Below are 26,389 nucleotides of genomic sequence, written 5' to 3'. Positions count from 1 at the left end.
CGCTCCCACAAGTTCTCCACAGGCTCCAAGGGCAGCGCTAAACCTGTGGGAGCGGGCGTGCCCGCGAAGAGGCCGGTACAGGCAACAGAGATCTCAGCTACTACGCCCAATCGGGTAGAACTCGCCTTGGCTCCACACCCCCAACCATTCCTCACCCTCGATCTCACGCGGCACCGCCAACTCTACCAACTGGTAGAACACATTGCGGTGAATCAGCGCCTCAAGGTTGCTGCGCATCAGCACATAGGGCGATGGCTCTTGCGTCACCGGGTCGATGACCACACGCAGGGGGTTATCCGGCCCGGCGTCAACCTGGTCCTCGACATTGCTGGTAAAGCGCAGCACCTGCTGCTCCCCCTCCCCCAGCACCTCCAGCGCCACAGCCACGAACGGCGCATCGTCGACGCGAATGCCAACCTTTTCTACCGGGGTAATCAGGAAGTAGTCATCGCCATCGCGGCGAATGATCGTGGAAAACAACCGTACCATCGGCTTGCGCCCGATCGGCGTGCCCAGGTAATACCAGGTGCCATCGCGGGCAATGCGCATGTCGATGTCACCGCAAAAATCCGGGTTCCACAGATGCACCGGCGGCAGGCCCTTGGCCTTGGGGATCTGTGCCAGAAGATCATTGGCCTTGCCGGAATCACTCATCACGCCTGCCTCATTCGCTCATACCCAGAAGGCTACGAGCGTACTCGCGCATCGGCGCACCAAGCAAATCCTCCGGAGTGTTGTCGTGGAACGTCAACAAACCGCCACGGCTCTTGATGCGTGCGGTGTCGATCAGGTAACGGGTGTTGGTTTCGATCAACATCATCTGCACCACGCCAGTATCCCAGCCCAGCCGATCGACGGCCTGCTCGTCATACCACTCATCGCCATTGCCGATGCGGTCGTCGGTACGGGCGAAGCGGGTGTACAGAACGTAGTCGGCACCCACCGAACGGGCTTGGGCAATGGCCTCTTCCAGCCCCAGCGGGCCTTGGGCGCGGCGCACCATCGGGAAATACTCGACAAAGCTCTTGAACGCCTCGTCCGCCACTGCATTCTGCCGTGGCACCGGCCCCTTGCCCGGTGGCACGAAAGCACCCTGGCCGATGAAGATGAACGAGTCGGGCTGCAGGCGGATAGACAGGGTGCGCCGGGTATCGCTGTGGTCCAGCAGACCGGCATCGCTCATGTGGTAGCGGACGCCTTCGCCCATATCGCTGACATTCATGCAGCCGCCCAGCGCCATCAGCGCCAGCAGCAAGACCAGGCTACGCATCTTTCCTCCAGTGGCCGGCGACGAAAAACCGGCGAATAGCCGGCGGATGCAGCTTTTGCGCCAGCTTCAGCCACCAATCACCTTCATCACCATCACATCCCCGGAAAACGCCAGGTCTTGCTTGTCTGCCAGCGCCTTGACCAGCAGGCGCTGCAGGGCCGGCAGGGCCTGATGACGCGGTTTTACCAGCAGATCACCGACGAAGTGGCGATTGCCCGAAGACAGGCAGCCATGCAACCAGCCCGTGGAGGAAAGGCGCAAGCGCGAGCAGGTACGGCAAAACGGTACGCTCTCGTTGGCGATGATGCCGAAGTGACCAATGCCCGGGATCTGATAGCGCAAGGCTGTGGCATCCAGCGGCGCATCGACCTGGACATAGGCATGCTTGGCGCCGATCAGCGTGAGCAACTGGTCGAGGCCGACGAACTGCTGCACAAAGGCATTGTGCTCACGGGCCAGGTGGCCCATGCGCATAAGTTCGATGAAGCGCAACTCGAAGCCGCGCTCCAGGCAGTAATCGAGCAGCGGCAACACCTGATCGAGGTTGTGCCCACGCATCGGCACCATGTTCACCTTGATTCGCATGCCCAGAGCACTGGCCTGCTCCATACCCGCCAGCACACTGGCCAGGTCGCCGCCCCGGGCAATGCGGCGGAATGCCTGGGCGTCGAGGGTGTCGAGGGAAACATTCAGCCGGCGGATGCCGGCCGCCTGCAACTGGGGCAACTTGCGCGCCAACAGCTGACCATTGGTGGTCAGCGAGATATCGTCGAGGTCGAGCTTGGCCACGGCTGCCAGGAAGGCATCCAGGCGCGGGCTGACCAGCGGCTCACCCCCTGTGATGCGCAGGCGATCGATACCAGCTGCTTCGATCAGGTAGGCCACGCCGCGGGCCAATGCATCCGCCGAGAGTTCGTCCTGCGCCGCCACCAGGCGTTTGCCGTCTGGCACGCAGTAGGTGCAGGCATAATTGCAAGCAGCCGTCAGGCTGACACGCAGGTTGCGAAAGCGCCTGCCTTGACGATCGACAATCATGAATGACTCCGGCATGGATGAAAGGGGCAGGCGAAACCTGACTCATAAATCAGGTTTTTGCAAGCCCCCGCACCCTGCCGGCTTCAGCGCTAAGTGACGGAACGCTTCAGTTGGTCGGTTCCGGGTCGCGCTTGCGCTTGTTGCCCATACGCACACCGATGTCCATCAGGAACTGGAAGAAACCTTCCTGATCCTCCAGCACATTGCTCCAGAACGGCGAGTGGTACAGCGCCACGGCGCCGTGCACCAGCGCCCAGGCGGCGCAGTAATGGAAGTACGGTGGGACGTCTTCGAGCTTGCCTTCGCTGATGCGGCCCTTGATCAGCTGAGTCAGGCGATCGAAGTTGGAGGCACGGATGCTGTGCAGTTGCTCGACCATTTCCGGCACCTGGTTGCCCTTGACCACCTTCTCTTCCAGGCGGTCGAACAGCCGGTAACGTTGTGGGTCGCGCATGCGAAACTCGAAGTAGGCGCGTGACAGCGCTTCCTTGTCACGGTCGACGTCGGCCGAGTGCAACAGCTCGTTCAGGTCGCGCTCATAGTCGAGCATCAGGCGCAGGTAGATTTCCGCCTTGGACTTGAAATGCTTGTAGATCGTGCCTTTGCCGATACCCACGGCGTCGGCGATCATTTCGACGGTGACGCTGTCCTCACCCTGTTCGAGAAACAGCTTGAGCGCGGTGTCGAGGATTTCCTGTTCGCGACGGCGAAACTCACGGACCTTACGAGGTTCTTTCTGCATGGGAAGGACTGGATGACAATCGAAGCGGTTTATTATGCCTAACTTGCAAGAAATTGCACGGATCATCCACGCATGTCTGTGTTTCACCATGCTTACGGCCATACGTTGCGGGAGGATTGAAACCTCGGCGTATTCCAAATTTGTTTAAAAAACGACCAAGATAAGCTGGCACTGCGCCAAACCTGACCAATACTTGAAGTGTTGGCGCGGCGCATCCCCCCCAAGTGGCGCGCCGATAAAGGTGCTCAGGGACCGCGTACCTTTGTTTTACTCCTAATGGTCTTAACCCGGATTCCCCCCCCAGAACCCGGGTTTTTTTTGCGTGATTCTCGGGGGATGGTAGCGGGGAGATTTAGGAGGGATTGCATGAGGGCTGCCAGGTGCCTGTCACAGCAATTTCAGCGCCTATGAGATCGAGCGCCGCCCGCGCGGCGCTTCGCGGGACAAGCCCGCTCCCACATCTGTTTCGGGCCAGTTACTCCTGTGCAATAGGCGCGCGCACCCTGGGCGCATGGCTGGAGATTGAGCAAGAGCAGCGATGCACCCTTCAATATCGAAGGGTACAAACAAGGCGGACAGCGGTGATCTAAAAGGAGGGACTGGCCCGAAACAAATGTGGGAGCGGGCTTGCCCCGCGAAGCGCCGCGCGGGCGGCGCTCGATCTCATAGGCACTGCAAGGGTTGTGGCGGGCACTTGGTGCACCTCAAACAACCCCAACGCCCTACGAATCAGGCCACCCGCGCCAACGGGAACAACCGCTTGAAGTTGGCAGTTGTCTGCTCGGCCAACTGCTCGTAACTGGCCCCCCGCAGCGAAGCCACATACTCCGCCACTTCCCGCACGTACTGCGGCAGGTTCGGCTTGCCACGGTGCGGGATCGGTGCCAGATACGGTGAGTCTGTCTCGACCAGCAAGCGATCGACCGGCACCTGCCGAGCCACTTCGCGCAGGGCATCGGCATTGCGGAAGGTAACGATGCCAGACAGCGAGATGTAATACCCCAGGTCCAGCGCGGCCTTGGCCATCTCCCAGTCTTCAGTAAAGCAATGCAGCACGCCAGCCTGTGGCAGGTTGGCTTCACGCAGCAGTGCCAGGGTATCGGCACGTGCTGCACGGGTGTGCACGATGACCGGCTTGCCGGTCTGCCGCGACGCCTCCAGGTGCAGGCGGAACGAAGCCTGCTGCAGCTCGGCAGCTTCCGGCTCATAGTGGTAATCCAGCCCGGTTTCGCCAATCGCCACCACATGGGGGTGGGCCAGCTCGCGCAGCAGCCACTCCAGCGCAGGGGTTTCACCTGGCGCCAGGTCCAGCGGGTGCACGCCTACCGAGCAATCGACATCGGCGTACTGCTCGCTCAACGCCTTCACCGCGCCGGCGTTTTCGGCACTGACGCCAATACACAGGAAATGCCCGACCCCGCGCTCACGGGCCGCCTGCAAGGCAGCATCGAGGGAACCCTGATGGGCGGACAGGTCAAGACGGTCGAGGTGGCAATGGGAATCTACGAGCATGGGATAACGGCACACATGAAAAAATGAAAATCAGCGGGTACCCGGCAGTTGCAGCCAGTGAGCCAGCAGCGATTCGAGCAGCAGGGCGCGGTTGAGGTTGGCCTTGCCCAGCACCTTCTGGCGCTGCTCCAGGATCCAGGCCTGCACCTCCAGCACCTTGGCCTGGCGGCTCTTCTGCGCCAGGTATTGCACCACCTTGCGCATATCGGCCAAGCCTAACCCTTCCTCGTCCTGGGTCAACTGGTAGCGCAGGATCAGCTGCGACCAATCGCAGAACCAGTCGAACAGCCGCAGCAGTGGCACGCCGTTCCAGGCATCGGCCAGCTGGCTGGGTGATTGCTGCTGCTTGATCAGCTTCTTCACCCCGTCAGTGACCAGCGCACGCTGCTCGCGCACACCTTGCGCCTGCAGGCTGACCGCCATCAATGGCGAGCCGGCAGCCAGCGTCAGCAGTTCGTCGCGCTCGGTTTCGTCACTGTCGGGCAATGCACCGGCCAGCCAGGCCTGGCTCTGGGCCAGGCTTGGCTGCGGGCAAGCGACCTGCTGGCAGCGGCTCTTGATGGTCGGCAACAGGCGGCTGGGCTGGTGCGTAACCAGCAGCAGCACCGTATTGCCAGAAGGCTCTTCGAGGCTTTTGAGCAGCGCGTTGGAGGCGTTGACGTTCATTGCCTCGACAGGCTCGATCAGCACCACCTTGCGCCCGCCCAATTGCGCGGTTTGCACCACGAACGCCACCAGCTCGCGCACCTGGTCGACCTTGATCGGCTTGTCGGCCTCTTCAGGCTCAAGCACAAAGTTGTCCGGGTGGCTGCCAGCCTTGAGCAACAGGCAGGACTTGCACCCGCCACAGGCATCCAACCCTTGGGGCTGCTGGCACAGCAGGCGGGCCATCAGCCGCTCGGCCATGGCCCGCTTGCCGATACCCTGCGGCCCGTGCAGCAGGTAGGCGTGCGCGTGCTGGCTGCGGCCGGCCAACTGCTGCCAAAGGGCCTGCTGCCAGGGGTAGGCGTCAGCCACGGCAACGCTCCACAATCGCCGGCAGTAGCACATCGATGTCGCGCTGCACGGCCTCCAGCGATTGTGCGGCATCGAGCAGGCTGTAGCGCTGCGGCTCGCGCCGGGCGCGCTGCAGATATGCCTGGCGCACCGCCTCGAAGAACGCCTGGCCCTCCTGCTCGAAACGGTCCAGGCGGCCGCGGGCGGCAGCACGGGCCAAGCCCACCTCCACCGGCAGGTCGAAGACCAAGGTCAGGTCCGGGCGCAGGTCACCCTGGACGAATTGCTCCAGGGTGGCGATGCGCTCGACCGACAAACCGCGCCCGCCGCCCTGATAGGCATAGGTGGCGTCGGTGAAGCGATCACACAGCACCACGGCACCGCGGGCCAGCGCCGGGCGGATTACCTGTGCCAGGTGCTGGGCGCGGGCGGCGAACACCAGCAACAGCTCGGTGTCGGCCGCCATGATTTCATCGCTGGGGGCCAGCAGCAGCTCGCGCACCTTTTCGGCCAGCGGCGTACCGCCGGGCTCACGGGTCAGCACTATATCCAGGCCCTGCTCGCGCAAGCGCGCAGCCAGGTAGTCGCGGTTGGTGCTCTTGCCCGCGCCTTCGGGGCCTTCCAGCGTAATAAACAAGCCGCTCACAGGCAGTCCTTAATGTTGTTCGTCAGGCGTCGGCCGTTCGGCCGCTTGCGCGCCGCCAGCAGGGGCGTCCTGCGCAGGCGGCGCTTCGGGTGCTGGCTGTGCAGGCGGCTCGTCCGCCGCAGGCACCTGGGGCTGGGCGTCGTCAGCACCCGGCTGTGCCTCTTGCTGCGGCGCGGGGCTGGAGCGGTAGTCTGCACGGCGCTTGAGCTGGAACTCGCGCACCGCCGAGTTATGGTCGTCGAGGTCGTCGGAGAACACATGGCTGCCATCGCCGCGGGCGACGAAGTACAGGCTGGTGCCGTCGGACGGGTTGAGCGCCGCGTGAATCGCTTCGCGGCCAACCATGGCAATCGGGGTGGGCGGCAGCCCCGTCATGGTATAGGTGTTGTAGGGCGTCGGTTCGCGCAGGTCGGCGCGGGTAATCTTGCCGTTGTAGCGCTCACCCATGCCGTAGATCACTGTCGGGTCGGTTTGCAGCATCATGCCCAGGCGCAGGCGCCGCACGAATACGCCGGCAATCTGCCCACGCTCCTGGGGGATACCGGTTTCCTTTTCCACCAGCGACGCCATGATCAACGCCTGGTAAGGGTCGCGGTACGGCAGGTCGGTGGTACGCTCGGCCCATTCCTTTGCCAGCACTTCATCCAGGCGCATGTAGGCCTGCTGCAGCAACTCGACATCGCTCATGCCACGCACGAAGCGGTAGGTGTCAGGGAAAAAGCGCCCTTCGGGGAACACGCCGGTATGGCCGAGCTTGTCCATCACTTCAGAATCTGACAGGCCGTCCAGGGTGTGCTTGATCTTTTCATGCTTGGCCACAGCCGAGCGCACCTGACGGAAGGTCCAGCCTTCGACCAGGGTGAGGTTGTACTGCACCACGTCGGCCCGGCGCCAGGCGTCGAACAACTGCTCGACCGTCATGCCTGGGGTAAGGCGGTACTCGCCGGTGTGCAGGGCAGTGCCAGCCATGTTGAAGCGCCAGTACAAGCGCAACCAGACGGCGTCGTCGAGCAACCCTTCCTGTTGCATGCGATAGAACATGCGGTTTGGGTTGGTGCCATTGGGCACGTCGAGCAGGCGCTCCTGCGTCACGTGCAAGGGTTGCTCCAGAACCGAGCTAACCTTCCAGGCCGACCAGCCAAACGCCAACCCGGCAAGGATCAAGCCCATTTCCAGCAGTAGCAGGAATTTACGTCTCACGAATTCAGTTTTCCAGTAACGTACGGGCAACGGCCTGCAGTTTACGGGTGAGCGGGCCCGGCGACCAGTTTAGCGCGGCTACGCCACGCACGGGCCAGATGCCGTAGACGCTATTGCAAACAAATACTTCATCAGCCTGCTCCAGCGCGTCTAACGACAGGTCACCGACCTCCACCGGGATGCCCAGCAGCGCAGCCTGTTCCAGCAACGCAGCACGCATCACCCCGGCCACACCACAGCGGCTCAGGTCGGCAGTGAGCAGCACGCCATCGCGCACCAGGAACAGATTGCTGTACACCCCTTCGATCACCCTGCCCTGCCCGTCACGCATCAGGCCTTCGGCATGGTCGCTGTCCTGCCATTCGGCACGGGCCAGCACCTGCTCCAGGCGGTTGAGGTGTTTGAGGCCGGCCAGCAGTGGTTGTTCCCCAAGCCGGGTCTGGCACGGGAACAAACGCACGCCGTGCTCGGCATGCTCGGCAGGATAGCTGGGTAAAGGGCTGCCCTGCAGGATTCGCCTTGGCGCGGCACCGACAACCGGCGCATAGCCACGCTGGCTGTCACCTCGGGTTAGGATGAGTTTGGCTACACCTTCACCGAGCTGGCTGGCATAGCGCAGGAGCTCGTCGCGCACCAGCACCAGATCGGCGCTGATCGCCAGGCGCTGACAACCCAGCGCCAGGCGGGCGAGGTGGCCGTCCAGCAAGCTGGGTCGGCCGCCGCGCACGGCAATGGTCTCGAACAGGCCATCGCCGTAGGCCAGGCCACGGTTCTGCAGGTTGACTGCAGCCGCGGGCTGGCCATCAACCCAGCTGTGCATCAACCGGCGAACCGGCGGAACACCAGCGAGCCGTTGGTGCCGCCAAAGCCGAACGAGTTGGACAACACCACGTCGATCGGCATGCTGCGCGCCTGGTGCGGCACGAAGTCGAGGTCGCAACCTTCATCCGGCTCGTCCAGGTTGATGGTGGGCGGGGCCATCTGGCTGTTGATCGCCAGCACGCTGAAGATCGCTTCCACCGCGCCCGCGGCACCCAGCAGGTGGCCGGTCATCGACTTGGTCGAACTGACGGCCAGCTTGTAGGCATGCTCGCCGAACACGCGCTTGATCGCAGCCACTTCGGCCACGTCGCCCGCTGGGGTCGAGGTGCCGTGGGCATTGATGTAGCTGACTTCTTCCGGCTGGATACCGGCATCGCGCAAGGCGTTGGCCATGCAGCGGGCAGCGCCCTCGCCGGTATCCGGTGGCGAAGTCATGTGGTAGGCGTCGCCGCTCATGCCAAAGCCAACCAGCTCGGCATAAATGGTCGCGCCACGGGCCTTGGCGTGCTCGAGCTCTTCGAGCACCAGGGCACCGGCACCGTCGGACAGCACGAAGCCGTCACGGCCCTTGTCCCACGGGCGGCTGGCCCGGCTTGGCTCGTCGTTGCGGGTGGACAGCGCGCGCGAGGCACCGAAACCGCCCATGCCCAGGCCACAGGCGGCCATCTCGGCACCACCCGCGATCATCACGTCAGCTTCACCGTAGGCGATATTGCGCGCGGCCATGCCGATGCAATGGGTGCCAGTGGTGCAGGCGGTGGCAATGGCGTAGTTCGGCCCCTGCAGGCCCAGGTGGATCGACAGGAACCCGGAGATCATGTTGATGATCGAGCCCGGCACGAAGAACGGGGAAATGCGACGGGGCCCCGAATCGTGCAGCGTACGGCTGGTTTCCTCGATGTTGGTCAGGCCGCCGATTCCCGAGCCCATGGCCACGCCGATGCGCTCACGGTTGGCGTCGGTGACCTCCAGGCCGGCATTACGCACCGCCTGGAAACCGGCCGCCAGGCCGTACTGGATGAACAGGTCAAGCTTGCGGGCTTCTTTGGCCGACAGGTATTGCTCGACCTCGAAGCCTTTCACCGAGCCGCCAAAACGGGTGGAGTAGGCAGACAGGTCCGTGTGTTCGATCGGACCAATGCCACTGCGGCCAGCCAGAATGCCCTGCCAGGTGCTCGGTACATCGGTACCCAGTGGCGACAGCATACCCATACCGGTGACCACGACGCGTCTACGCGACACAGTACTCTCCTTTTCTAATAACAGAGTCTCTTGCGATTACATTCAAGCGCAGGAATGGAATGGCAACAGGCTCTTGGTGCGCGGTGAGCGAAGCCGGCTCGCCTAAAAGCAGCACGTTCGCAAAGAAAAAACCGCACGCCGGCAAAGGCAGTGCGGTTTTTCTCGTCAAGAAGCGACGACTACAGCGTCTTAGGCCTTGTGGCTGTTGACGTAGTCGATAGCGGCTTGAACGGTAGTGATTTTCTCGGCTTCTTCGTCAGGGATTTCGGTCTCGAATTCCTCTTCCAGAGCCATCACCAGCTCAACGGTGTCAAGCGAATCGGCACCCAGGTCATCGACGAAGGACTTCTCGTTGGTCACTTCATCTTCCTTCACGCCCAGTTGCTCGGCGACGATTTTCTTGACGCGTTCTTCGATGGTGCTCATACCTAGTTTTCACTCCTAATGGACATATGTCAGGCGCTGGCCGGTGGCTAATTTTATAGAAAGACGTTCGCTTTTCAAGCTAAACGCACTTTCAGGCTAGCCACCCTACCCGCTACCTGGAATCTGGTTGCAGCTTTATAACGGATTTTAGGCTCGCAGTATGACTCTTTTTTTACGAAATCCGTCACATTGAGTTGCAGTATTACATGTACATCCCGCCGTTGACCGGCACGGTAGCGCCGGTCACGTAGGCTGCACCGTCGGATGCCAGGAACGAAACCACCTTGGCGATTTCGTCAGCCTGGCCCAGGCGGCCCAGCGGAATCTGGGTCTGCAGGGCTTCGCGCTGCGCTTCTGGCAGCTCGCGGGTCATGTCGGTGTCGATGAAGCCCGGGGTCACCGAGTTGACGGTGATGCCACGCGAGCCCACTTCACGCGCCAGGGCGCGGCTGAAGCCTTCCAGGCCAGCCTTGGCGGCGGCGTAGTTGGCCTGGCCAGCGTTGCCCATGGCACCGACGACCGAACCGATGCTGATGATACGACCCCAACGTGCCTTGGTCATGCCACGCAGCACGCCCTTGGACAGACGGTAGAGGCTGTTCAGGTTGGTGTCGATCACGTCGAACCACTCGTCGTCCTTCATGCGCAGCATGAGGTTGTCGCGGGTGATACCGGCGTTGTTGACCAGGATAGCCGGTGCGCCAAACTGCTCGGCGATGGCGCCCAGAACAGCCTCAACGGACTCGGCGCTGGTCACGTTCAGCTCCATGCCGGTACCGGTGATGCCGTGCTCTTTCAGGGTGGCAGCGATGCGCTCGGCGCCGGACGCCGAAGTGGCGGTGCCGATCACGGTCGCGCCCTGGCGGCCCAGCTCGAGGGCGATGGCCTGGCCAATGCCACGGCTGGCGCCGGTGACCAGTGCAACTTTACCTTGCAGGCTCATGCAAGCTTCTCCAAATCAGGCCAGTGCCGCGCGGGTGGCGGCAACGGCGTCAGGGGTATTGAGGTTGTAGGTGGTCACGCCGTCGGCGCAACGCTTGTTCAGGCCAGCCAGAACCTTGCCCGGGCCGCACTCGACCAGGTTGACAGCACCATTGGCAGCCAGGGTCTGCACGCACTCGACCCAGCGCACAGGCTGGTACAGCTGGGCCAGCAGGTCGTGCTTGAGCGCATCGAGGTCAGCGGCAATGGCAGCGGTGACGTTCTGCACCACCGGAATTTGCGGCGCCTTCCATTCGATGGCGTTGACATCATCGGCGAAACGCTTGGCGGCCGGTTCCATCAGGGCACAGTGCGACGGCACGCTGACCGGCAGCGGCAAGGCGCGCTTGGCACCTTTAGCCTTGCACAACTCAATGGCACGGTTCACCGCCGCGACGTTGCCAGCGATAACCACTTGGCCCGGAGAGTTGAAGTTCACTGCGCTGACGACCTCATCTTCGGCCGCTTCGACACAAATAGCCTTCACGTCATCGTCGCCCAGGCCGAGGATCGCGGCCATGGCGCCATGGCCGGCCGGGACGGCTTCCTGCATCAGCTGACCGCGACGCTCGACCAAGCGCACGGCATCTTTCAGCGACAGGCTGCCAGCGGCAACCAGGGCGCTGTATTCACCCAGGCTGTGACCGGAAACGAAAGCCGGCTTGGCGCCGCCCTCCTCCAGCCACAGGCGCCAAAGCGCGATGGAAGCGGTGAGGATCGCAGGCTGAGTCTTGTCGGTTTGATTGAGTTGTTCTTCCGGGCCTTCCTGGACCAGCTTCCACAGGTCGTAACCCAGAGCGTCGGAGGCTTCCTTGAAGGTCTCAACGATCACCGGCTTTTCGGCGCCCAGTTCCTTGAGCATGCCCAGCGACTGGGAACCTTGACCGGGGAAGACGAATGCGAGGGATGCAGACATTGAACAAGCCCTTATGATCTTGTCGTCGAATGGGGTGCGCCAAGCCGTGGGCTGGACGCAGAATCTGAAAACTTGGATGAATACGCAGACCAAGCGGTCACATTTAAGCACTTCATCGGCGAAATGCCTAAGGCAACAAATCTTCGAGGCGGCCATGCAGGCGCTGTGGCAGGTTTTCCTGAATCTCGATCAAGGCCCGCTGGATCGCACTCTGGAACCCTTCCACACCCGCTGAACCATGGCTTTTGATGACGATACCCTGCAGGCCAAGGAAACTCGCACCATTGTGCCGCGCCGGCGCCAGGTCGGCCTGCAGGCGCTTGAGCAGCGGCATGGCTATCGCCCCGGCAGCCCGCGACAACACACCACCCTTGAACAACTGCTCGATGCGCGCAGCGATCATCGTCGCCAGCCCTTCGCTGGACTTGAGCAGGATGTTACCGACGAACCCGTCACACACCACCACATCAGCTTCGCCACGGTACAAGCCGTCACCTTCGACAAAACCCACGTAGTTGAGCCCACGGGCATTCTGCAACAAGCTGGCGGCCAGCTTGACCTGCTGGTTGCCCTTGATGTCCTCGGTGCCGATGTTCAGCAATGCCACACGCGGCCGATGCACACCCAGGGCCTGGGCGGCCACCGAGCCCATCACGGCGAACTGGTAGAGGTTCTCGGCACTGCAATCGACATTGGCACCCAAGTCGAGCAGCTGGCAGTAACCCGCCTGGGTCGGGATCGCCGCCACCATGGCTGGCCGATCGATACCCGGCAAGGTCTTGAGCACGAAGCGTGATAGCGCCATCAGCGCCCCGGTGTTGCCGGCACTGACGCAGGCCTGGGCCTTGCCGTCACGCACCAGTTCGAGGGCGATGCGCATCGACGAGTCCGGCTTGCCGCGCAGCGCCTGGGATGGCCGCTCGTCCATACCGATCACCTCACTGGCGGCAACAATCTGCAGGCGCGCGCGATCCGCAGCTGCAAGGCCACTGACAAGATCTTCTAGGAGGGAGGGTTGACCGACGAGGGTCAGGTGCAGCGAGGGGGTAGCCGAAAGGCAGGCAATGCTAGCCTGGACAATGCTGCGGGGACCGAAGTCCCCGCCCATTGCGTCGATCGCGATGATCTGAGCGGACAAGGATTACTCGTCAGCGCCCTTATCGATCACTTTACGACCACGGTATACGCCTTCTGGCGAAACGTGGTGACGCAGGTGAATTTCACCGGTGGTTTTCTCTACCGACAGCGCGTTTTCCGACAGGGCGTCGTGCGAACGGCGCATGTCACGGGCAGAGCGGGATTTTTTGTTCTGCTGAACAGCCATAATTGATTAACTCCTAAACGTTTGGGTCACGCTTTAACTGCGCCAAAACACTGAACGGGTTGGACCGCGATACCTCGTCCTTGCTCGATTCGGGCTCGTCTGCGCCCGCCGGCTGCTGGCATTCTTCCGGATGGTGAGCAGGCACGATTGGCAAGGCGAGCAGAAGCTCCTCCTCGGCCAATGCCTGCAGATCCAAAGGATCTTCGCCCAGTTCCAGCACGTCATAGCCTTTCGGCAACGACTGGGTATTCGCACCCTCCTTCACCACAGCGTATGTACATTCGCTGGAGATCGGCAGGGTGACCAGCTCAAGACAACGCTGGCAAACCATCTTGACCTCGACGTTCAGCTCGGTGTGGATAACCACCACGTGCTGTTCATCTCGTTCAAAATCGAACTTCGCCTGCACCGTACCGACATTGTCGGAAAGCGGGTCGCAGAGTCTTTCCAAATCAGCGAGTTGCAGCGAACCGGTAAGGGTTACGCCACGATCGGCTAATTTGCGCGGGTCAACGTGAGGTGGAATCGGGTCATTCAACATAGGCGCAGCATTCTAGGGATGCCCCCCGTCCCTGTCAAAGGAAATTCGGCGGCATCGTGCATGATAGGATTGGTTCAACCGAAACGGAGTCTACCATGCTTCCTTTGTTACTGGCTTCCAGCTCTGCCTATCGCCGCGAACTGCTGGCACGCCTGCGCCTGCCCTTCACCTGGGCAAGCCCCGATATAGACGAACAGCGACGGGATGACGAGCCCGCCGTGGAACTGGTCCGCCGGCTGGCCAGGCAAAAGGCCGAGGCGCTGGCGGGCAGCCATCCCGGGCACCTGATCATTGGTTCGGACCAGGTTGCAGTACTGGGCGAACAGGTGCTGGGCAAGCCACACACGTTCGAGCGAGCCTGCGAGCAACTGCTGGAGTGCAGCGGGCAGCAGGTGAGCTTCCTGACCGGACTGGCATTGCTCAACAGCGCGACCGGGCACTGCCAGGTGGACTGCGTGCCGTTTACGGTGACGCTGCGCGAATTGAGCCGGGAACGGGTGGAACGCTATGTGACAGAGGAACAGCCACTGGATTGCGCCGGGAGCTTCAAGGCAGAGGGATTGGGGGTGAGCTTGTTTCAGAGCACCCATGGGTGCGATGCGACAAGCCTGATCGGCCTGCCGCTGATTCGGTTGGTGGATATGCTGACCAAGGAAGGGGTGGTGGTTCCCTGAGATCATGGGGCTGCTTTGCAGCCCTTCGCGGGCATGCCCGCTCCCACAAGGGGCGCAAAGCGCCCCCAGCGGTTTCAGCGCAACTGCGGGCCCTGGAATCCCATCCACATCGCCAGGTGCTCAGCCACGCTGGCACCTACGCGCTTGGAGAAGCGATCGAAAGGCGATTCCTGAACGGTGAAGTCCACCAGCTCCTTCTCGCCAACAATCTCGCGCGCCACATAGCTGGCACTGCCCAACCCGTCTACCAGGCCCAGCGCCTTGGCCTGCTCACCCGACCAGACCAGGCCGCTGAACAACTCCGGGTGCTCCTTGTCCTTCAGGCGCTCGCCCCGCCCCTGCTTGACCATGGCAATGAACTGCTGGTGCGTGGTATCCAGCACACCCTGCCAGAACCGGGTTTCTTCAGGCTTTTCAGGCGAGAACGGATCGAGGAAGGCCTTGTGCTCACCCGAGGTGTAGGAACGCCGTTCCACGCCCAGCTTCTCCATGGTGCCGACAAAGCCATAACCGGCCGCCGTCACACCAATGGAGCCCACCAGGCTGGCTTTATCGGCGTAGATCTCATCCGCCGCACTGGCAATGTAATAGGCACCAGAAGCGCCAAGATCCGCGATGACCGCATACAGCTTGATCGCCGGGTATTCAGCACGCAGGCGGCGAATTTCGTCGTACACATAACCTGCCTGCACCGGGCTGCCGCCCGGGCTGTTGATGCGCATCACCACGGCCTTGGTCTTGCTGTCCTTGAACGCATCGCGCAGGCTCTTGACGATGTTGTCGGCGCTGGCACCCTCCTGGTCGGCAATCACCCCGCGCACCTCGACCAGCGCGGTATGGCTGGCACTGCGCGATGCTGCCTTGTCCATGTCCATCAGCGGCGTGAACAGCGCCAGGAAGCCGAACAGGTAGACGAACGTCAGCAGCTTGAAGAAGATCCCCCAGCGCCGCGACCGACGCTGCTCCTGCACGCTGGCCAGCAAGGTCTTTTCCAGCAGCTTCCAGCTCTTGCGCTCTTCGCGCTCATCGGGTTCGGCCTCGGGGGCTTTCCATTCGTCTGCCATGCTTACCTACCTTGGAAGTGGAATTGCGGAACCAGCCAGCCACTCGCGCAGCTGGGAAAAGTGATCAATGCACACTTGCGGACCAAACTCGGCCAGCGCCTGCAGCGACATGGCACCATAGCCCACAGCCACCGAATGCATGCCGGCATTGCTGGCCATCTGCAGATCGAATGCCGAATCACCCACCATCAGCGCGCGCCCCGGCTCGACGCCGCAATGACCAAGAATCTCTTCGAGCATCAACGGGTGCGGCTTGCCACGGGTCTCGTCCGCAGCGCGAGTGATATCGAAGAACTGCTCCCAGCCATTGGCCTTGAGCACCCGGTCCAGCCCGCGACGCGCCTTGCCGGTGGCCACCGCCAGGCGGTAACCCTCGGCACGGAAGGCATCCAGCGACTCGATCACGCCGTCGAACAGCGGCGAAGGCTGCTGGTCCAGCGCCATGTAGATATCGGCATAGTGCTGACGGAAGCGCTCGACCTGCTCAGGCGCCAGATGCGGGTAAAGGGTATGGATCGCCTCACCCAGGGCCAGACCGATGATGCCCTTGACCGCGTCGTCGCTGCTTTGCGCCTCGCCGGCACGCTCGGCGGCAGCATTCATGGCCTCGACAATACGCCCGATGGAGTCGGCCAGGGTACCGTCCCAGTCGAAGATCAGTAGCTCATAGCCTTTCTTCATAGATCAGGACGCACTCAAACGTTCAATGGTTTTCGCCCAGACTTCATCCACAGGCGCTTCGAGCTTCAGCTCACCACCGTCCGGCAGCGGCACGGTCAACGCGTAGGCATGCAGGAACAGGCGCTTGCCACCCAGCTCACGAATTTCACGACTGAAGTCTTCGTCACCGTACTTGCTGTCACCAGCAATCATGTGCCCGGCATGCAGGGTGTGGACGCGGATCTGGTGGGTACGCCCAGTGATAGGGCGAGCCTCGACAATGGTGGCGAACTCGCCAAAGCGGCGCAGCACGCGGAACAGGGTCAATGCCTCCTTGCCCTCCTCGTTCACTTCGACCATGCGCTCGCCGGAGCGCAGGTTGCTCTTGAGCAACGGGGCGTTTACCTGCTTCTTCGAGGTCGGCCAGTGGCCGCGCACCAGCGCCATGTAGCGCTTGTCGACACCATCGCCGCGCAGGGCGGCATGCAAATGGCGCAGCATGCTGCGCTTTTTGGCGATCATCAGCAGGCCGGAGGTGTCGCGGTCCAGGCGGTGCACCAGCTCCAGTTCCTTGGCGTCCGGGCGCAACTGGCGCAGCGCCTCGATCACGCCAAAGCTCAGGCCGCTGCCGCCATGCACGGCAATGCCGGACGGCTTGTTCATCACGATCAGCGCCTTGTCTTCGTAGACAATGGCCGCCTCAAGGCGCTGCAGCAGGCCCTGGGCCACCGGCGCCGGTTCGTCACGTTCCGGCAGGCGGACGGGCGGCACCCGCACGATGTCGCCAGCCTGGATCTTGTACTCAGGCTTTACCCGACCTTTGTTCACCCGCACTTCACCCTTGCGCAGGATGCGGTAGACCAAAGTCTTGGGCACGCCCTTGAGGGCCGTGATGAGGAAATTATCGATGCGTTGGCCGGCAAGCTCCGGCGCGACTTCGATCAGCTGTACGCCGGAAGTCGGAGGGGTATTGGTCGTCATTGCGGGATCATAACAATTTTTTATGGAATTGAAGCACTTAATCATTGCTGCTATAGTCGCGAACGCCGCCAAAAGCGGCAGGCCAGCGGCACCAGGCTTTCAGCCGGCCCTGACCAACGCAATTCTCCAGGACGCGAGGCCGTCCTACGGGGTTTTCGCCAGTTTACCGAATTGCCTGGAATCGCCACCAGCGCTGTGTAGAGAAGAGCGAAAAAAAACGACAAGCGCGGTGTTTCACCTGCTTACCCGATTCTTTTCGCAGTACCTCTGCCCGCGAGTCGCTTCCACGCAACGCACGGCGAATGCTTCGGAAATACCTGCCTTGGACATGAATGGCGCCAGTGCAGTACCTGCAGTGGCGAAAAATGCAACCCGTTGCGGATTCAGCGCGCGGCAGCACCCGAATTATCAGGGATACGTGCAGGGTGGAGATGCACAGCCCTCGGACCGTGTAGCACCGCGTCCGGCCACCAGCCACTGACGGCTGGCGAGCGGATAAGGTCCTGAACAGATGCCCCCGGGCGTCCACGGCTGAAGGTTGATTCCTCCTCCTGACTGAGTGCACAAGGCCCGCTTGGTTGATTCGATATCCATTCGAAGCCACCGGGGCCTTGTTGGCACCGCAGCAAACAGGACGCGTCGTCGCGACAACGGCAGGCTGGGCAACCGGCTGGTGCCGAACGTCGCTCGACACGGGGGTGGCCCGGCCACCCTTTGCGCACCTTGGCACCGACCATGAGACGTCGTGTGTGCCGAACGCCGTTTCCGGCAGCCCGGAAACCGACGGTACAACATGAAAAGAATGCTGATTAACGCAACTCAACCCGAAGAGTTGCGTGTAGCCCTGGTGGACGGCCAACGTCTCTACGACCTGGACATCGAGTCCGGCGCGCGCGAGCAGAAAAAGGCCAACATCTACAAAGGCAAGATCACCCGCATCGAACCCAGCCTCGAAGCCGCCTTCGTCGACTTCGGTTCCGAACGTCACGGCTTCCTGCCGCTGAAAGAAATTTCCCGCGAATACTTCAAGAAAGCCCCCGAAGGCCGGGTGAACATCAAGGAAGTGCTCAGCGAAGGCCAGGAAGTCATCGTCCAGGTCGAGAAGGAAGAGCGCGGCAACAAAGGCGCCGCCCTCACCACCTTCATCAGCCTGGCTGGCCGCTACCTGGTGCTGATGCCCAACAACCCGCGTGCCGGCGGCATCTCCCGCCGCATCGAAGGCGAAGAGCGCAACGAACTGCGCGAAGCCCTGAACGGCCTGACCGTGCCGGGCGACATGGGCCTGATCGTGCGCACTGCCGGCCTTGGCCGCAGCAGCGAAGAAATGCAATGGGACCTCGACTACCTGCTGCAGCTGTGGACCGCCATCAAGGAAGCGTCCCTGGACCGCGCTGCGCCATTCCTGATCTACCAGGAAAGCAACGTCATCATCCGCGCCATCCGCGACTACCTGCGCCAGGACATCGGCGAAGTGCTGATCGACAGCATCGATGCCCAGGAAGAAGCCCTGACCTTCATCCGCCAGGTGATGCCGCAGTACGCCAGCAAGGTGAAGCTGTACGAAGACAGCGTACCGCTGTTCAACCGCTTCCAGATCGAAAGCCAGATCGAGACCGCCTTCCAGCGCGTGGTCGACCTGCCGTCCGGTGGCTCGATCGTGATCGACCCGACCGAAGCCCTGGTGTCCATCGACATCAACTCGGCGCGCGCCACCAAAGGCAGCGACATCGAAGAAACCGCACTGCAGACCAACCTGGAAGCGGCCGAGGAAATCGCCCGCCAACTGCGCCTGCGTGACATCGGCGGCCTGATCGTCATCGACTTCATCGACATGACCCCGGCGAAAAACCAGCGTGCCGTTGAAGAACGCGTGCGTGAGTGCCTGGAAGCCGACCGTGCCCGCGTTCAGGTTGGCCGCATTTCGCGCTTCGGCCTGCTGGAAATGTCCCGTCAGCGCCTGCGCCCATCGCTGGGCGAAAGCAGCGGCATCGTCTGCCCGCGCTGCTCCGGCACCGGCATCATCCGTGACGTCGAGTCGCTGTCGCTGGCCATCCTGCGCCTGATCGAAGAAGAAGCCCTGAAGGACCGCACCGCCGAAGTCCGTGCACAAGTGCCGATCCCGGTGGCCGCGTTCCTGCTCAACGAGAAGCGCAACTCGATCACCAAGATCGAACTGCGCACCCGTGCGCGCATCATCATCCTGCCGAACGATCATCTGGAAACGCCGCACTTCGAAGTCCAGCGCCTGCGCGACGACAACCCGGAAGTGCTGAACAACCAGTCCAGCTACGAGATCGCCACCACCGAAACCGAAGAGGCACCACAGCAGACCGCCACTCGCACCCTGGTTCGCCAGGAAGCAGCGGTGAAGACCGCCCCGGCGCCTGTACCGGTTGCTGAAGAACCTCAGCCTGTCGCCCCGGCCGCCCCGGCCCCAAGCGCCCCGGAGCCAAGCCTGTTCAAAGGCCTGGTGAAGTCGCTGGTCAGCCTGTTCGCCGGCAAGGACGAGCCTGCTGCTGCGCCGGTCGTCGCCGATAAACCGGCCGCCGAGCGCGGCCCGCGCAACGAGGAGCGCCGCAACGGCCGTCAGCAGAGCCGCAACCGCAACGGCCGCCGCGACGAAGAGCGTAAACCGCGTGAAGAGCGTGCCGAGCGCGCCCCGCGCGAAGAGCGTGCACCTCGTGAAGAACGTGCCCCACGTGAAGAGCGTGCACCTCGTGAAGAACGTGCCCCACGCGAAGAGCGTGCACCGCGCGAAGAACGCGCCCCACGCCAGCCGCGCGAAGACCGTCGCAGCAACCGCAGTGAAGAGCGCGTGCGCGAACTGCGTGAGCCGCTGGATGCCACCCCGCCAGCCGAACGCGAAGAGCGCCAGCCACGTGAAGAGCGTGTAGCCCGTGAAGAACGTGCTCCGCGTGAAGAGCGTGCTCCGCGTGAAGAGCGCGCACCTCGCGAAGAACGTGCCCCGCGTGAAGAGCGCACCCCCCGCGAAGAACGCGCTCCTCGTGAAGAGCGTGCTCCCCGCGAAGAACGTGCCCCACGCCCTCCACGCGAAGAGCGCCAGCCACGCGTAGCCGAAGAAGCGGCCGAGCAGGCTGCCGAACTGTCCGATGAGCAACTGCCGAACGAAGAGTTGCTGCAAGACGAACAGGAAGGCACCGATGGCGAGCGTCCGCGCCGCCGCTCCCGTGGTCAGCGTCGTCGCAGCAACCGTCGTGAGCGCCAGCGCAACGCCAATGGCGAACTGATCGACGGTGGCGAAGAGGAAGAAGGCAGCGAAGAGCAGCCACAACAGCATCAGGCCACCGAGCTGGGTGCCGAACTGGCCGCCGGCCTGGCTGTGACTGCCGCTGTTGCCAGCAGCAACATCAGCGCCGACGCCGAAGCCCAGGCCAACCAGCAGGCCGAGCTTGCCACCGCCGAAGTCGCTGCCGTAGCAGAGACCGACAACAGCCAAGCCGTCCCGCCGGTCGAGCAGGTTGAAAAGGTCGAGCAGGTTGAAGCTGTCGCCAAGGCTGAGGAAGTTGCCTTAGCCCCAGTGGTCGAGCAGCCTTTCAGCGAGCCGGTAGTCGTGGCCGAGGTCACTGCCGAACCAGTGGTCGAAGTCGCTCCGCAGCCGGTGATTGAAGAAGCGCCTGCTGCCGAGCCGGTGATCGTTGCCGAAGCCCCTGTTGAAGCGCCTGCCGTCGAAGCGGGTGAGATCGAACAGGCTCCGGCCGTGATTGAAACCGCTCCGGTTGCCGAGCAGCCTGCACCGGCTGTCGAAGCCCAGCCAGAAGTGGCGGCCGAGCCTGCACCTGTGGTCGTCGAGCCTGCCCCGGTCGAAGCCCCGGTAGAGGCAGAAGCTGCCACTGTCATGCTGGCCAACGGCCGTGCGCCGAACGACCCGCGTGAAGTGCGCCGCCGCAAGCGCGAAGCCGAGGCCGCCGCCAAAGCCGCGCAGGAAGCTGCTGTAGCGACCGAGGAGCCCGCCCTGGAAGCCGCCGATGAGCACAAGCCTCATCACGGTTGATAGCCAAGGCTGAATGAAAAAGCCCCGCCAGTGCGAACTGGCGGGGCTTTTTCTTGGCCGGGTGTTTACTGTACCGGCCTCTTCGCGGGGAAATCCGCACACAGGGATCGCGTCAATTGCCTGTTTTGAGCGAGACGCAGGTCCTGTGGGAGCGGGCGCGCCCGCGAAGAATGCAACGCGGTGTATGGCACCGGCTTTGCCGGTGTTCGCGGGTGAACCCGCTCCCACAGGAACTTCACCACCCTCAGGCCCAGTGCAAACCCCGTGGGAGCGGCTTTAGCCGCGAAAGGGCCAGCTCAGCCAATGAATCAATAGAGGTTAGGTTCCATCTCCAGCACCACCCCGAACCGCTCCAGGATATCTGCCTGGATCTGCTGCGCCAGCGCATGCATCTGCGCCCCGCTCGCCTGGCCGTAGTTGACCAGCACCAGCGACTGCAAGCGATGCACGCCCGCATCACCGTCGCGATGGCCCTTCCAGCCCGCCTGCTCGATCAACCAGCCAGCCGCCAGCTTCGCCTGGCCGTCGGCCAGAGGATAAGCCACCACTGCCGGGTACTGCGCACGAATACGCTCGACCTGCTCAGCCGACACTACCGGGTTCTTGAAAAAGCTTCCGGCATTGCCGAGCTCCAACGGGTCTGGCAGCTTTTCGCGGCGAATGCTGCAAATAGCATCACTGATCGCCAGCGCGGTCGGCTCAGTCACGCCCTGCTCCGCCAGGCGCTGACGCACCGGGCCATAGTCCAGGTGGGCCTGCAGGGTGCGGCTCAAGGCAAAACGCACGCGCAGGATCAACCAGCGCCCAGGGTTGCGTTTGAACAGGCTATCGCGATAACCGAAGGCACATTCCGCCAAACCGAAGTCATGCAGTTCGCCCGTCTCGCGGTCCAGGGCGGTCAGGCCGGCAAACACGTCCTTGATCTCCACCCCATAGGCGCCCACGTTCTGCATCGGCGCGGCGCCCACGGTGCCGGGGATCAGGCTGAGGTTCTCCAGCCCGCAGTAGCCCTGCGCCAGTGTCCATTGCACAAACGCGTGCCACGGCTCACCGGCCTCGGCCTCGACCACCACGCGTTCTCCGTCGTCGCTGAGCATTCGGCGACCACGGCTGGCCATGTGCAGCACCAGCGCGTCGATATCGCGGGTCAGCAGCAGGTTGCTGCCACCACCGATCACCAATACCGGCAGGCCGCGCTGCTGCGCCTGGCCCAATGCCTGACGCACCTGCTGGTCGTCCTGCGCCTGGCTGAAATAACGTGCCTTCACGTCGATGCCGAAGGTGTTGTACGGCTTGAGCGATACCTGCTCCTGCCACTGCTCTGTCATAGCCGCCCCTTGATTTCGAGCACCAGCGCCTGGCAGGCCGCCTCGACCAGGTCGAGCACCTGCTCGAAGCCGTCGGCACCGCCGTAGTACGGGTCCGGTACTTCATCCAGCACTGAATCATAACGGCGCAGGAACAGGTCGAGTTCGCCCACTGCGGTGTGCGGGCGCAGGGCGCGCAGATCGCGCAGGTTGCTCTCGTCCATGGCCAGGATCAGGTCGTACTCGGCAAAATGCGCCGCCTTGACCTGCTGGGCACGCTGCGGCGACAGGTCGTAACCGCGTGCCAGCGCCGCCTTGCAGGTGCGGCTGTCTGGCGCCTTGCCGACATGCCAGTCGCCGGTGCCGGCAGAAGCCACTTGCACCCGGTCGGCAAGCCCGGCGGCCTGCAATTGATGGCGCAGCACGCCTTCGGCGGTAGGCGAGCGGCAGATATTGCCCAGACAGACGAACAGGACGCGCATCAAGCCTCCAGCAAGCGCCGTACGCGCTCCAGGTCTTCAGGGGTATCAACACCCACGGCAGGCGCCTCGATAGCGTCCTCGACGTGAATGCGCACGCCGTGCCACAAGGCACGCAGTTGCTCCAGCGCTTCGGTCTGTTCGAGCCAGCATGGGCCCCAACCGACAAAGTCCTGCAGGAAGCCGACGCGGTAGGCGTACATGCCGATGTGACGGCGATACGGCACGCCTTCTGGCAGCACGTTGCGGCCCTTGGCAAAGGCATCGCGGGCCCAGGGCAGCGGCGCGCGGCTGAACGTCAGGGCCAGGCCGTGCTTGTCGCTCACCACCTTGACCGCGTTGGGGTTGAACACGGTTTCCGGCTCATGAATCGGCTCGGCCAGGGTGGCGATGCCGGCTTCCGGGTGCGCAGCCAGGTTGGCCGCCACCTGGTCGATGATCACCGGCGGGATCAGCGGCTCGTCGCCCTGCACGTTGACCACGATGGCATCAGCCGCCAAGCCCAGGTGCGCCGCCACTTCGGCCAGGCGGTCGGTGCCCGATTCATGGTCGGCACGGGTCATCAGCACTTCGGCGCCAAAAGCCTGGCAGGCTTCGAAAATGCTGCTGTCGTCGGTGGCGATGACCACACGGCTGGCAGCACTTTTGCGCGCCTGCTCCCACACATGCTGCACCATCGGCTTGCCAGCAATCGCCAGCAGCGGCTTGCCTGGCAGGCGTGTGGAGCGCAGCCGGGCGGGAATCACCACGGTGAAGTCCAGGCTCATTTGTCCAGACGCTCGTCGTCAGTCAGGGTGCGCGCCTCGCTTTCCAGCATGACCGGGATGCCGTCGCGGATCGGATAGGCCAGGCCAGCGCCCTTGCTGATCAGCTCGGTCTTGTCGGCGCTGAGCTTGAGCGGGCCCTTGGTGATCGGGCAGGCCAGGATATCGAGCAGTTTGGTGTCCATTGGAGGCTTCCTTTAGGCCGGGTGGCCGGAAATTGAAAACGGGCTCAGGGCTTGCGCAGCAGGCGCTGCAGCTGGCTGTCGAACCAGGCACTGAACGCCTGCGTAGGCTGTGCCTCGACGGCCAGGTACCACCAGTCGTCAGCGGCGAAGGCCCGGCATTTCACCGCATCCTTCTCGGTCATCACCAGCGGCAGCGGCGGGCTGAAGGCCAGGCTCTGGGCGCTGAACTGTGCATGGTCGGCGAAGGGGTGCGGCACCGGCTGCCAGTTTAGCCCCAGCAGGGTATTGAAGAAACGTTGCGGGTTGCCGATACCGGCCACCGCGTGCAGGCGCTGGCCTGCGGGGAAATGGTCGAGGGCACGGCGCTCGCCGCTGCGCAGGTTGACCAGGGCGGACGGCTGCAGGCAGAAGCCAAAACCATCGGCGCGGTCGGCACTGGCACCGTTGAACAGCACTGCGTCAGCATCCTGCAGGCGTTCGGCGGGCTCGCGCAAAGGGCCGGCCGGCAGGCAGCGGCCATTGCCCAGGCCGCGGGCGGCATCGATCAGTACCAGTTCCAGGTCGCGGGCCAGGCGGTAGTGCTGCATGCCGTCGTCGCACAGGATCAGGTCGAGCGGTTCGCTTGCCAGCAACGCCTGCACGGCGCGGGAACGGTCGGGGTCGATCATCAGCGGCACGCCGGTGCGCTGCACGATCAGCAGCGGTTCATCGCCCGCCTGGTCGGCCGGCTGGTCGGCTTGTACCCGCCAAGGCAGCTGCGGCGGCTTGGCACCATAGCCACGGCTGACCACGCCCACCTTCAGCCCCTGCTGGCGGCAGTGTTCGATCAGCCAGAGGATCATCGGCGTCTTGCCGGTACCGCCCACGGTGATGTTGCCCACCACGATGACCGGCACTGGCGCCCGGTAGCTGGCACTTTCGCCACTGAGAAAACGCGCCCGCTTGCGAGTGACCACGCGGCGGTACAACGCCTCCAGCGGGCGCAGCAGCGCCAGCGCTGGGTGCCCGGCGTACCAGGCGGCGAGCAAACGGTCGGCGAAAGCCATCAAGGCGTTCCCTGGGCCGCCTCGACGGTGGTCATGCGCAACTGGCTGAAGCCGAGCTTGCCGGCGGCGTCCATTGCGGTGATCACAGCCTGGTGCGGGGTCTTGCCGTCGGCGCTGATGGCCAGCGGCAGCTTGTTGTCACCGCCCGACTCACGCTCGATGGCTTCGCTCAGGGTGGCCAGGTCGCTCTTGGGCAGCAGGTGATTATTCACCGAATACACGCCTTCGGCGCTGATGGTGATTTCCACCAGCTTGTCCTGGTCGGCCGGCGGCTGTTCGGCGCTGGCGGCCTCGGGCAGCTCGACGCGCAGCTGGGTCTCGCGGGTAAAGGTGGTGGTGACCACGAAGAACAGCAGCAGGACGAACACCACGTCGATCAGCGACGCCAGGTTGATGTCGACGTTCTCCCGCTGGCGATTGCGCCGGAACTTCACGCCTTGCCTCCGGCCACTTCCACTTCACGGTCGCCCTGGATCACTTCCACCAGTTTGATCGCCTCTTGTTCCATGCCCACCACCAGCTCATCGATGCGGCGCAGCAGGAAGCGGTGGAAGAACACTGCCGGGATACCGACCATCAGGCCAGCTGCAGTGGTGACCAGGGCCTTGGAGATACCACCCGCCAGCACGGAGGCATTGGCGGTCATCTGCGAGCCCATGAAGGCACTGAAGATGTCGATCATGCCCAGCACGGTACCCAGCAGGCCTAGCAGCGGGGCCATGGCGGCAATGGTGCCGAGGGTGCCGATGTAGCGCTCCATTTCGTGGATGACGCGCGAAGCGGCTTCCTCGATGCACTCTTTCATGATTTCGCGGCCATGGCGCGAGTTGGCCAGGCCTGCGGCAAGGATTTCGCCCAATGGCGAATCGGCGCGCAGGGCCTTGAGCTTGTCACTGGTCAGTTGCTTGTCCTTGATCCACATCCATACCTGGCCCAGCAGGTGCGGCGGGGTGACGCGACTGGCGCGCAGGGTCCACAGGCGCTCGACGACGATAGCCATGGCAGCGATGGAACTCAGAATGATCGGCAGCATCATCCAACCACCGGACTTGACCAATTCCCACACAGTAAACGCCCCTTCGGAAAAAGGCCGCCACTCTACCATAGGCGCGCCGAGGGCTCATCTGCCGGAGGTCAGGGAATTGGGGTTGGGTGGACATGCCTTGGTATCAGGGCAGTCAGGGACATGCCTTGGGTTGGCATCCGGGCTGACAGGTGCATGCCTTGGGTGCTCCAGCGCCTGTGAGATCGAGCGCCGCCCGCGCGGCGCATCGCCGGCAAGCCAGCTCCCACATCTGTTTCGGGCCAGTTACTCCTGCCTCTTAGGCGCGCGCACCCTTGGCGCATGGCTGGATATTGATGAAAAGCAGCAGCGGCACCCTCGATATCAGAGGGGACACACAAGGCGGGCAGCGGTAAATGCACAGCAGAGACTGGCCCGAAACAAATGTGGGAGCTGGCTTGCCGGCGATGCGCCGCGCGGGCGGCGCTCGATCTCACAGGCGCTGAACATGTAACGGCGGACACCTGGTAGCCCCCCTAATCCAGTTGAGCCCGCCAGAAC

The 26,389-nt window shown here is 63.2% G+C and carries 28 protein-coding genes; 2 read left to right on the top strand and 26 right to left on the bottom strand.

Features of this window, described 5'->3' with window-relative positions:
* Nucleotides 1-93 precede the first annotated feature (93 nt).
* The 16 genes from AK81_RS16225 to AK81_RS28425 form a co-directional block, all read right to left on the bottom strand.
* Entirely contained in the window at nt 94-654 is a 561-nt protein-coding gene (locus tag AK81_RS16225; RefSeq protein WP_043200406.1) for a DUF1285 domain-containing protein, read from the bottom strand.
* Between the two features lie 10 nt (nt 655-664).
* On the bottom strand, nt 665-1,270 hold the full coding sequence (locus AK81_RS16220; RefSeq protein ID WP_043200405.1) for a DUF4823 domain-containing protein: 606 nt from the start codon (nt 1,268-1,270) through the stop codon (nt 665-667).
* Between the two features lie 66 nt (nt 1,271-1,336).
* A complete protein-coding gene (locus AK81_RS16215; protein ID WP_043200404.1) occupies nt 1,337-2,305 on the bottom strand; it encodes a GTP 3',8-cyclase MoaA in 969 nt (322 codons plus the stop codon).
* Nucleotides 2,306-2,411: 106 nt separating this feature from the next.
* A complete protein-coding gene (locus AK81_RS16210) occupies nt 2,412-3,047 on the bottom strand; it encodes a TetR/AcrR family transcriptional regulator (protein WP_016485495.1) in 636 nt (211 codons plus the stop codon).
* Nucleotides 3,048-3,776: 729 nt separating this feature from the next.
* Complete coding sequence (locus AK81_RS16205; RefSeq protein ID WP_043200403.1) at nt 3,777-4,559, bottom strand: TatD family hydrolase; 783 nt, start codon at nt 4,557-4,559, stop codon at nt 3,777-3,779.
* 30 nt (nt 4,560-4,589) lie between these two features.
* Entirely contained in the window at nt 4,590-5,576 is a 987-nt protein-coding gene (locus AK81_RS16200) for a DNA polymerase III subunit delta' (protein ID WP_043200402.1), read from the bottom strand.
* A complete protein-coding gene (tmk, locus tag AK81_RS16195; protein ID WP_043200401.1) occupies nt 5,569-6,201 on the bottom strand; it encodes a dTMP kinase in 633 nt (210 codons plus the stop codon). Before tmk ends, AK81_RS16200 begins: the two co-directional genes overlap by 8 nt.
* 9 nt (nt 6,202-6,210) lie before the next feature.
* Nucleotides 6,211-7,401 (bottom strand): endolytic transglycosylase MltG, encoded by a 1,191-nt coding sequence (gene mltG, locus AK81_RS16190; RefSeq protein WP_043200400.1) that lies wholly within the window; start codon nt 7,399-7,401, stop codon nt 6,211-6,213.
* Nucleotides 7,402-7,405: 4 nt separating this feature from the next.
* On the bottom strand, nt 7,406-8,221 hold the full coding sequence (gene pabC / locus AK81_RS16185; RefSeq protein WP_043200399.1) for an aminodeoxychorismate lyase: 816 nt from the start codon (nt 8,219-8,221) through the stop codon (nt 7,406-7,408).
* Nucleotides 8,221-9,465, bottom strand: a complete 1,245-nt coding sequence (fabF, locus tag AK81_RS16180) for a beta-ketoacyl-ACP synthase II (RefSeq protein ID WP_012271164.1) — start codon at nt 9,463-9,465, stop codon at nt 8,221-8,223. Before fabF ends, pabC begins: the two co-directional genes overlap by 1 nt.
* Nucleotides 9,466-9,654: 189 nt before the next feature.
* Nucleotides 9,655-9,891: an acyl carrier protein gene (gene acpP, locus AK81_RS16175; protein WP_012271163.1), complete on the bottom strand. Its 237-nt coding sequence runs from the start codon at nt 9,889-9,891 to the stop codon at nt 9,655-9,657.
* Nucleotides 9,892-10,093: 202 nt separating this feature from the next.
* Nucleotides 10,094-10,834, bottom strand: a complete 741-nt coding sequence (gene fabG / locus AK81_RS16170) for a 3-oxoacyl-ACP reductase FabG (protein ID WP_016500893.1) — start codon at nt 10,832-10,834, stop codon at nt 10,094-10,096.
* 15 nt (nt 10,835-10,849) lie between these two features.
* Complete coding sequence (fabD, locus tag AK81_RS16165; RefSeq protein ID WP_050491896.1) at nt 10,850-11,788, bottom strand: ACP S-malonyltransferase; 939 nt, start codon at nt 11,786-11,788, stop codon at nt 10,850-10,852.
* A gap of 127 nt (nt 11,789-11,915) precedes the next feature.
* Nucleotides 11,916-12,926 (bottom strand): phosphate acyltransferase PlsX, encoded by a 1,011-nt coding sequence (gene plsX, locus AK81_RS16160; RefSeq protein ID WP_081042084.1) that lies wholly within the window; start codon nt 12,924-12,926, stop codon nt 11,916-11,918.
* A gap of 3 nt (nt 12,927-12,929) precedes the next feature.
* A complete protein-coding gene (gene rpmF / locus AK81_RS16155; RefSeq protein ID WP_016485486.1) occupies nt 12,930-13,112 on the bottom strand; it encodes a 50S ribosomal protein L32 in 183 nt (60 codons plus the stop codon).
* Between the two features lie 13 nt (nt 13,113-13,125).
* On the bottom strand, nt 13,126-13,653 hold the full coding sequence (locus AK81_RS28425; protein WP_081042083.1) for a YceD family protein: 528 nt from the start codon (nt 13,651-13,653) through the stop codon (nt 13,126-13,128).
* A gap of 95 nt (nt 13,654-13,748) precedes the next feature.
* Between AK81_RS28425 and AK81_RS16145 the strand changes: the two genes are divergently transcribed.
* Nucleotides 13,749-14,327 (top strand): Maf family protein, encoded by a 579-nt coding sequence (locus AK81_RS16145; RefSeq protein ID WP_043200396.1) that lies wholly within the window; start codon nt 13,749-13,751, stop codon nt 14,325-14,327.
* A 74-nt stretch (nt 14,328-14,401) separates the two neighbouring features.
* Here the strand turns inward: AK81_RS16145 and AK81_RS16140 are convergent, their stop codons facing one another.
* Genes AK81_RS16140 through rluC form a run of 3 tightly spaced genes read right to left on the bottom strand, consistent with a single transcriptional unit; the run spans nt 14,402 to nt 17,032 of the window.
* Nucleotides 14,402-15,391, bottom strand: a complete 990-nt coding sequence (locus tag AK81_RS16140; RefSeq protein WP_043200395.1) for a S49 family peptidase — start codon at nt 15,389-15,391, stop codon at nt 14,402-14,404.
* Nucleotides 15,392-15,397: 6 nt separating this feature from the next.
* Complete coding sequence (locus tag AK81_RS16135) at nt 15,398-16,072, bottom strand: HAD family hydrolase (RefSeq protein ID WP_043200394.1); 675 nt, start codon at nt 16,070-16,072, stop codon at nt 15,398-15,400.
* Between the two features lie 3 nt (nt 16,073-16,075).
* A complete protein-coding gene (gene rluC, locus AK81_RS16130; protein WP_043200393.1) occupies nt 16,076-17,032 on the bottom strand; it encodes a 23S rRNA pseudouridine(955/2504/2580) synthase RluC in 957 nt (318 codons plus the stop codon).
* 793 nt (nt 17,033-17,825) lie between these two features.
* Here rluC and rne point away from each other — a divergent pair.
* Nucleotides 17,826-21,044, top strand: coding sequence for a ribonuclease E (rne, locus tag AK81_RS16125; protein WP_081042082.1), 3,219 nt, complete (start codon nt 17,826-17,828; stop codon nt 21,042-21,044).
* 308 nt (nt 21,045-21,352) lie between these two features.
* Here the strand turns inward: rne and murB are convergent, their stop codons facing one another.
* Genes murB through AK81_RS16090 form a run of 7 tightly spaced genes read right to left on the bottom strand, consistent with a single transcriptional unit; the run spans nt 21,353 to nt 25,891 of the window.
* Nucleotides 21,353-22,372, bottom strand: coding sequence for a UDP-N-acetylmuramate dehydrogenase (gene murB, locus AK81_RS16120; RefSeq protein ID WP_043200388.1), 1,020 nt, complete (start codon nt 22,370-22,372; stop codon nt 21,353-21,355).
* A complete protein-coding gene (locus AK81_RS16115; RefSeq protein ID WP_043200386.1) occupies nt 22,369-22,833 on the bottom strand; it encodes a low molecular weight protein-tyrosine-phosphatase in 465 nt (154 codons plus the stop codon). Before AK81_RS16115 ends, murB begins: the two co-directional genes overlap by 4 nt.
* Nucleotides 22,833-23,597, bottom strand: coding sequence for a 3-deoxy-manno-octulosonate cytidylyltransferase (gene kdsB / locus AK81_RS16110; protein ID WP_043200384.1), 765 nt, complete (start codon nt 23,595-23,597; stop codon nt 22,833-22,835). Before kdsB ends, AK81_RS16115 begins: the two co-directional genes overlap by 1 nt.
* The gene (locus tag AK81_RS16105) at nt 23,594-23,779 is read right to left on the bottom strand and encodes a Trm112 family protein (protein WP_003247142.1); all 186 of its coding nucleotides are present in this window, start codon (nt 23,777-23,779) and stop codon (nt 23,594-23,596) included. The genes kdsB and AK81_RS16105 overlap by 4 nt, the downstream gene beginning before the upstream one ends.
* 44 nt (nt 23,780-23,823) lie before the next feature.
* A complete protein-coding gene (gene lpxK / locus AK81_RS16100) occupies nt 23,824-24,825 on the bottom strand; it encodes a tetraacyldisaccharide 4'-kinase (protein WP_043200383.1) in 1,002 nt (333 codons plus the stop codon).
* A complete protein-coding gene (locus tag AK81_RS16095; protein WP_043200381.1) occupies nt 24,825-25,259 on the bottom strand; it encodes an ExbD/TolR family protein in 435 nt (144 codons plus the stop codon). Before AK81_RS16095 ends, lpxK begins: the two co-directional genes overlap by 1 nt.
* On the bottom strand, nt 25,256-25,891 hold the full coding sequence (locus AK81_RS16090) for a MotA/TolQ/ExbB proton channel family protein (RefSeq protein WP_043200379.1): 636 nt from the start codon (nt 25,889-25,891) through the stop codon (nt 25,256-25,258). Before AK81_RS16090 ends, AK81_RS16095 begins: the two co-directional genes overlap by 4 nt.
* Nucleotides 25,892-26,389: the final 498 nt, after the last annotated feature.

It is taken from the genome of Pseudomonas putida W15Oct28 (assembly GCF_000708715.2).
Taxonomy (GTDB): Bacteria; Pseudomonadota; Gammaproteobacteria; order Pseudomonadales; family Pseudomonadaceae; genus Aquipseudomonas; species Aquipseudomonas putida_R.
This window is presented reverse-complemented; position numbering and strand designations above follow the sequence as displayed.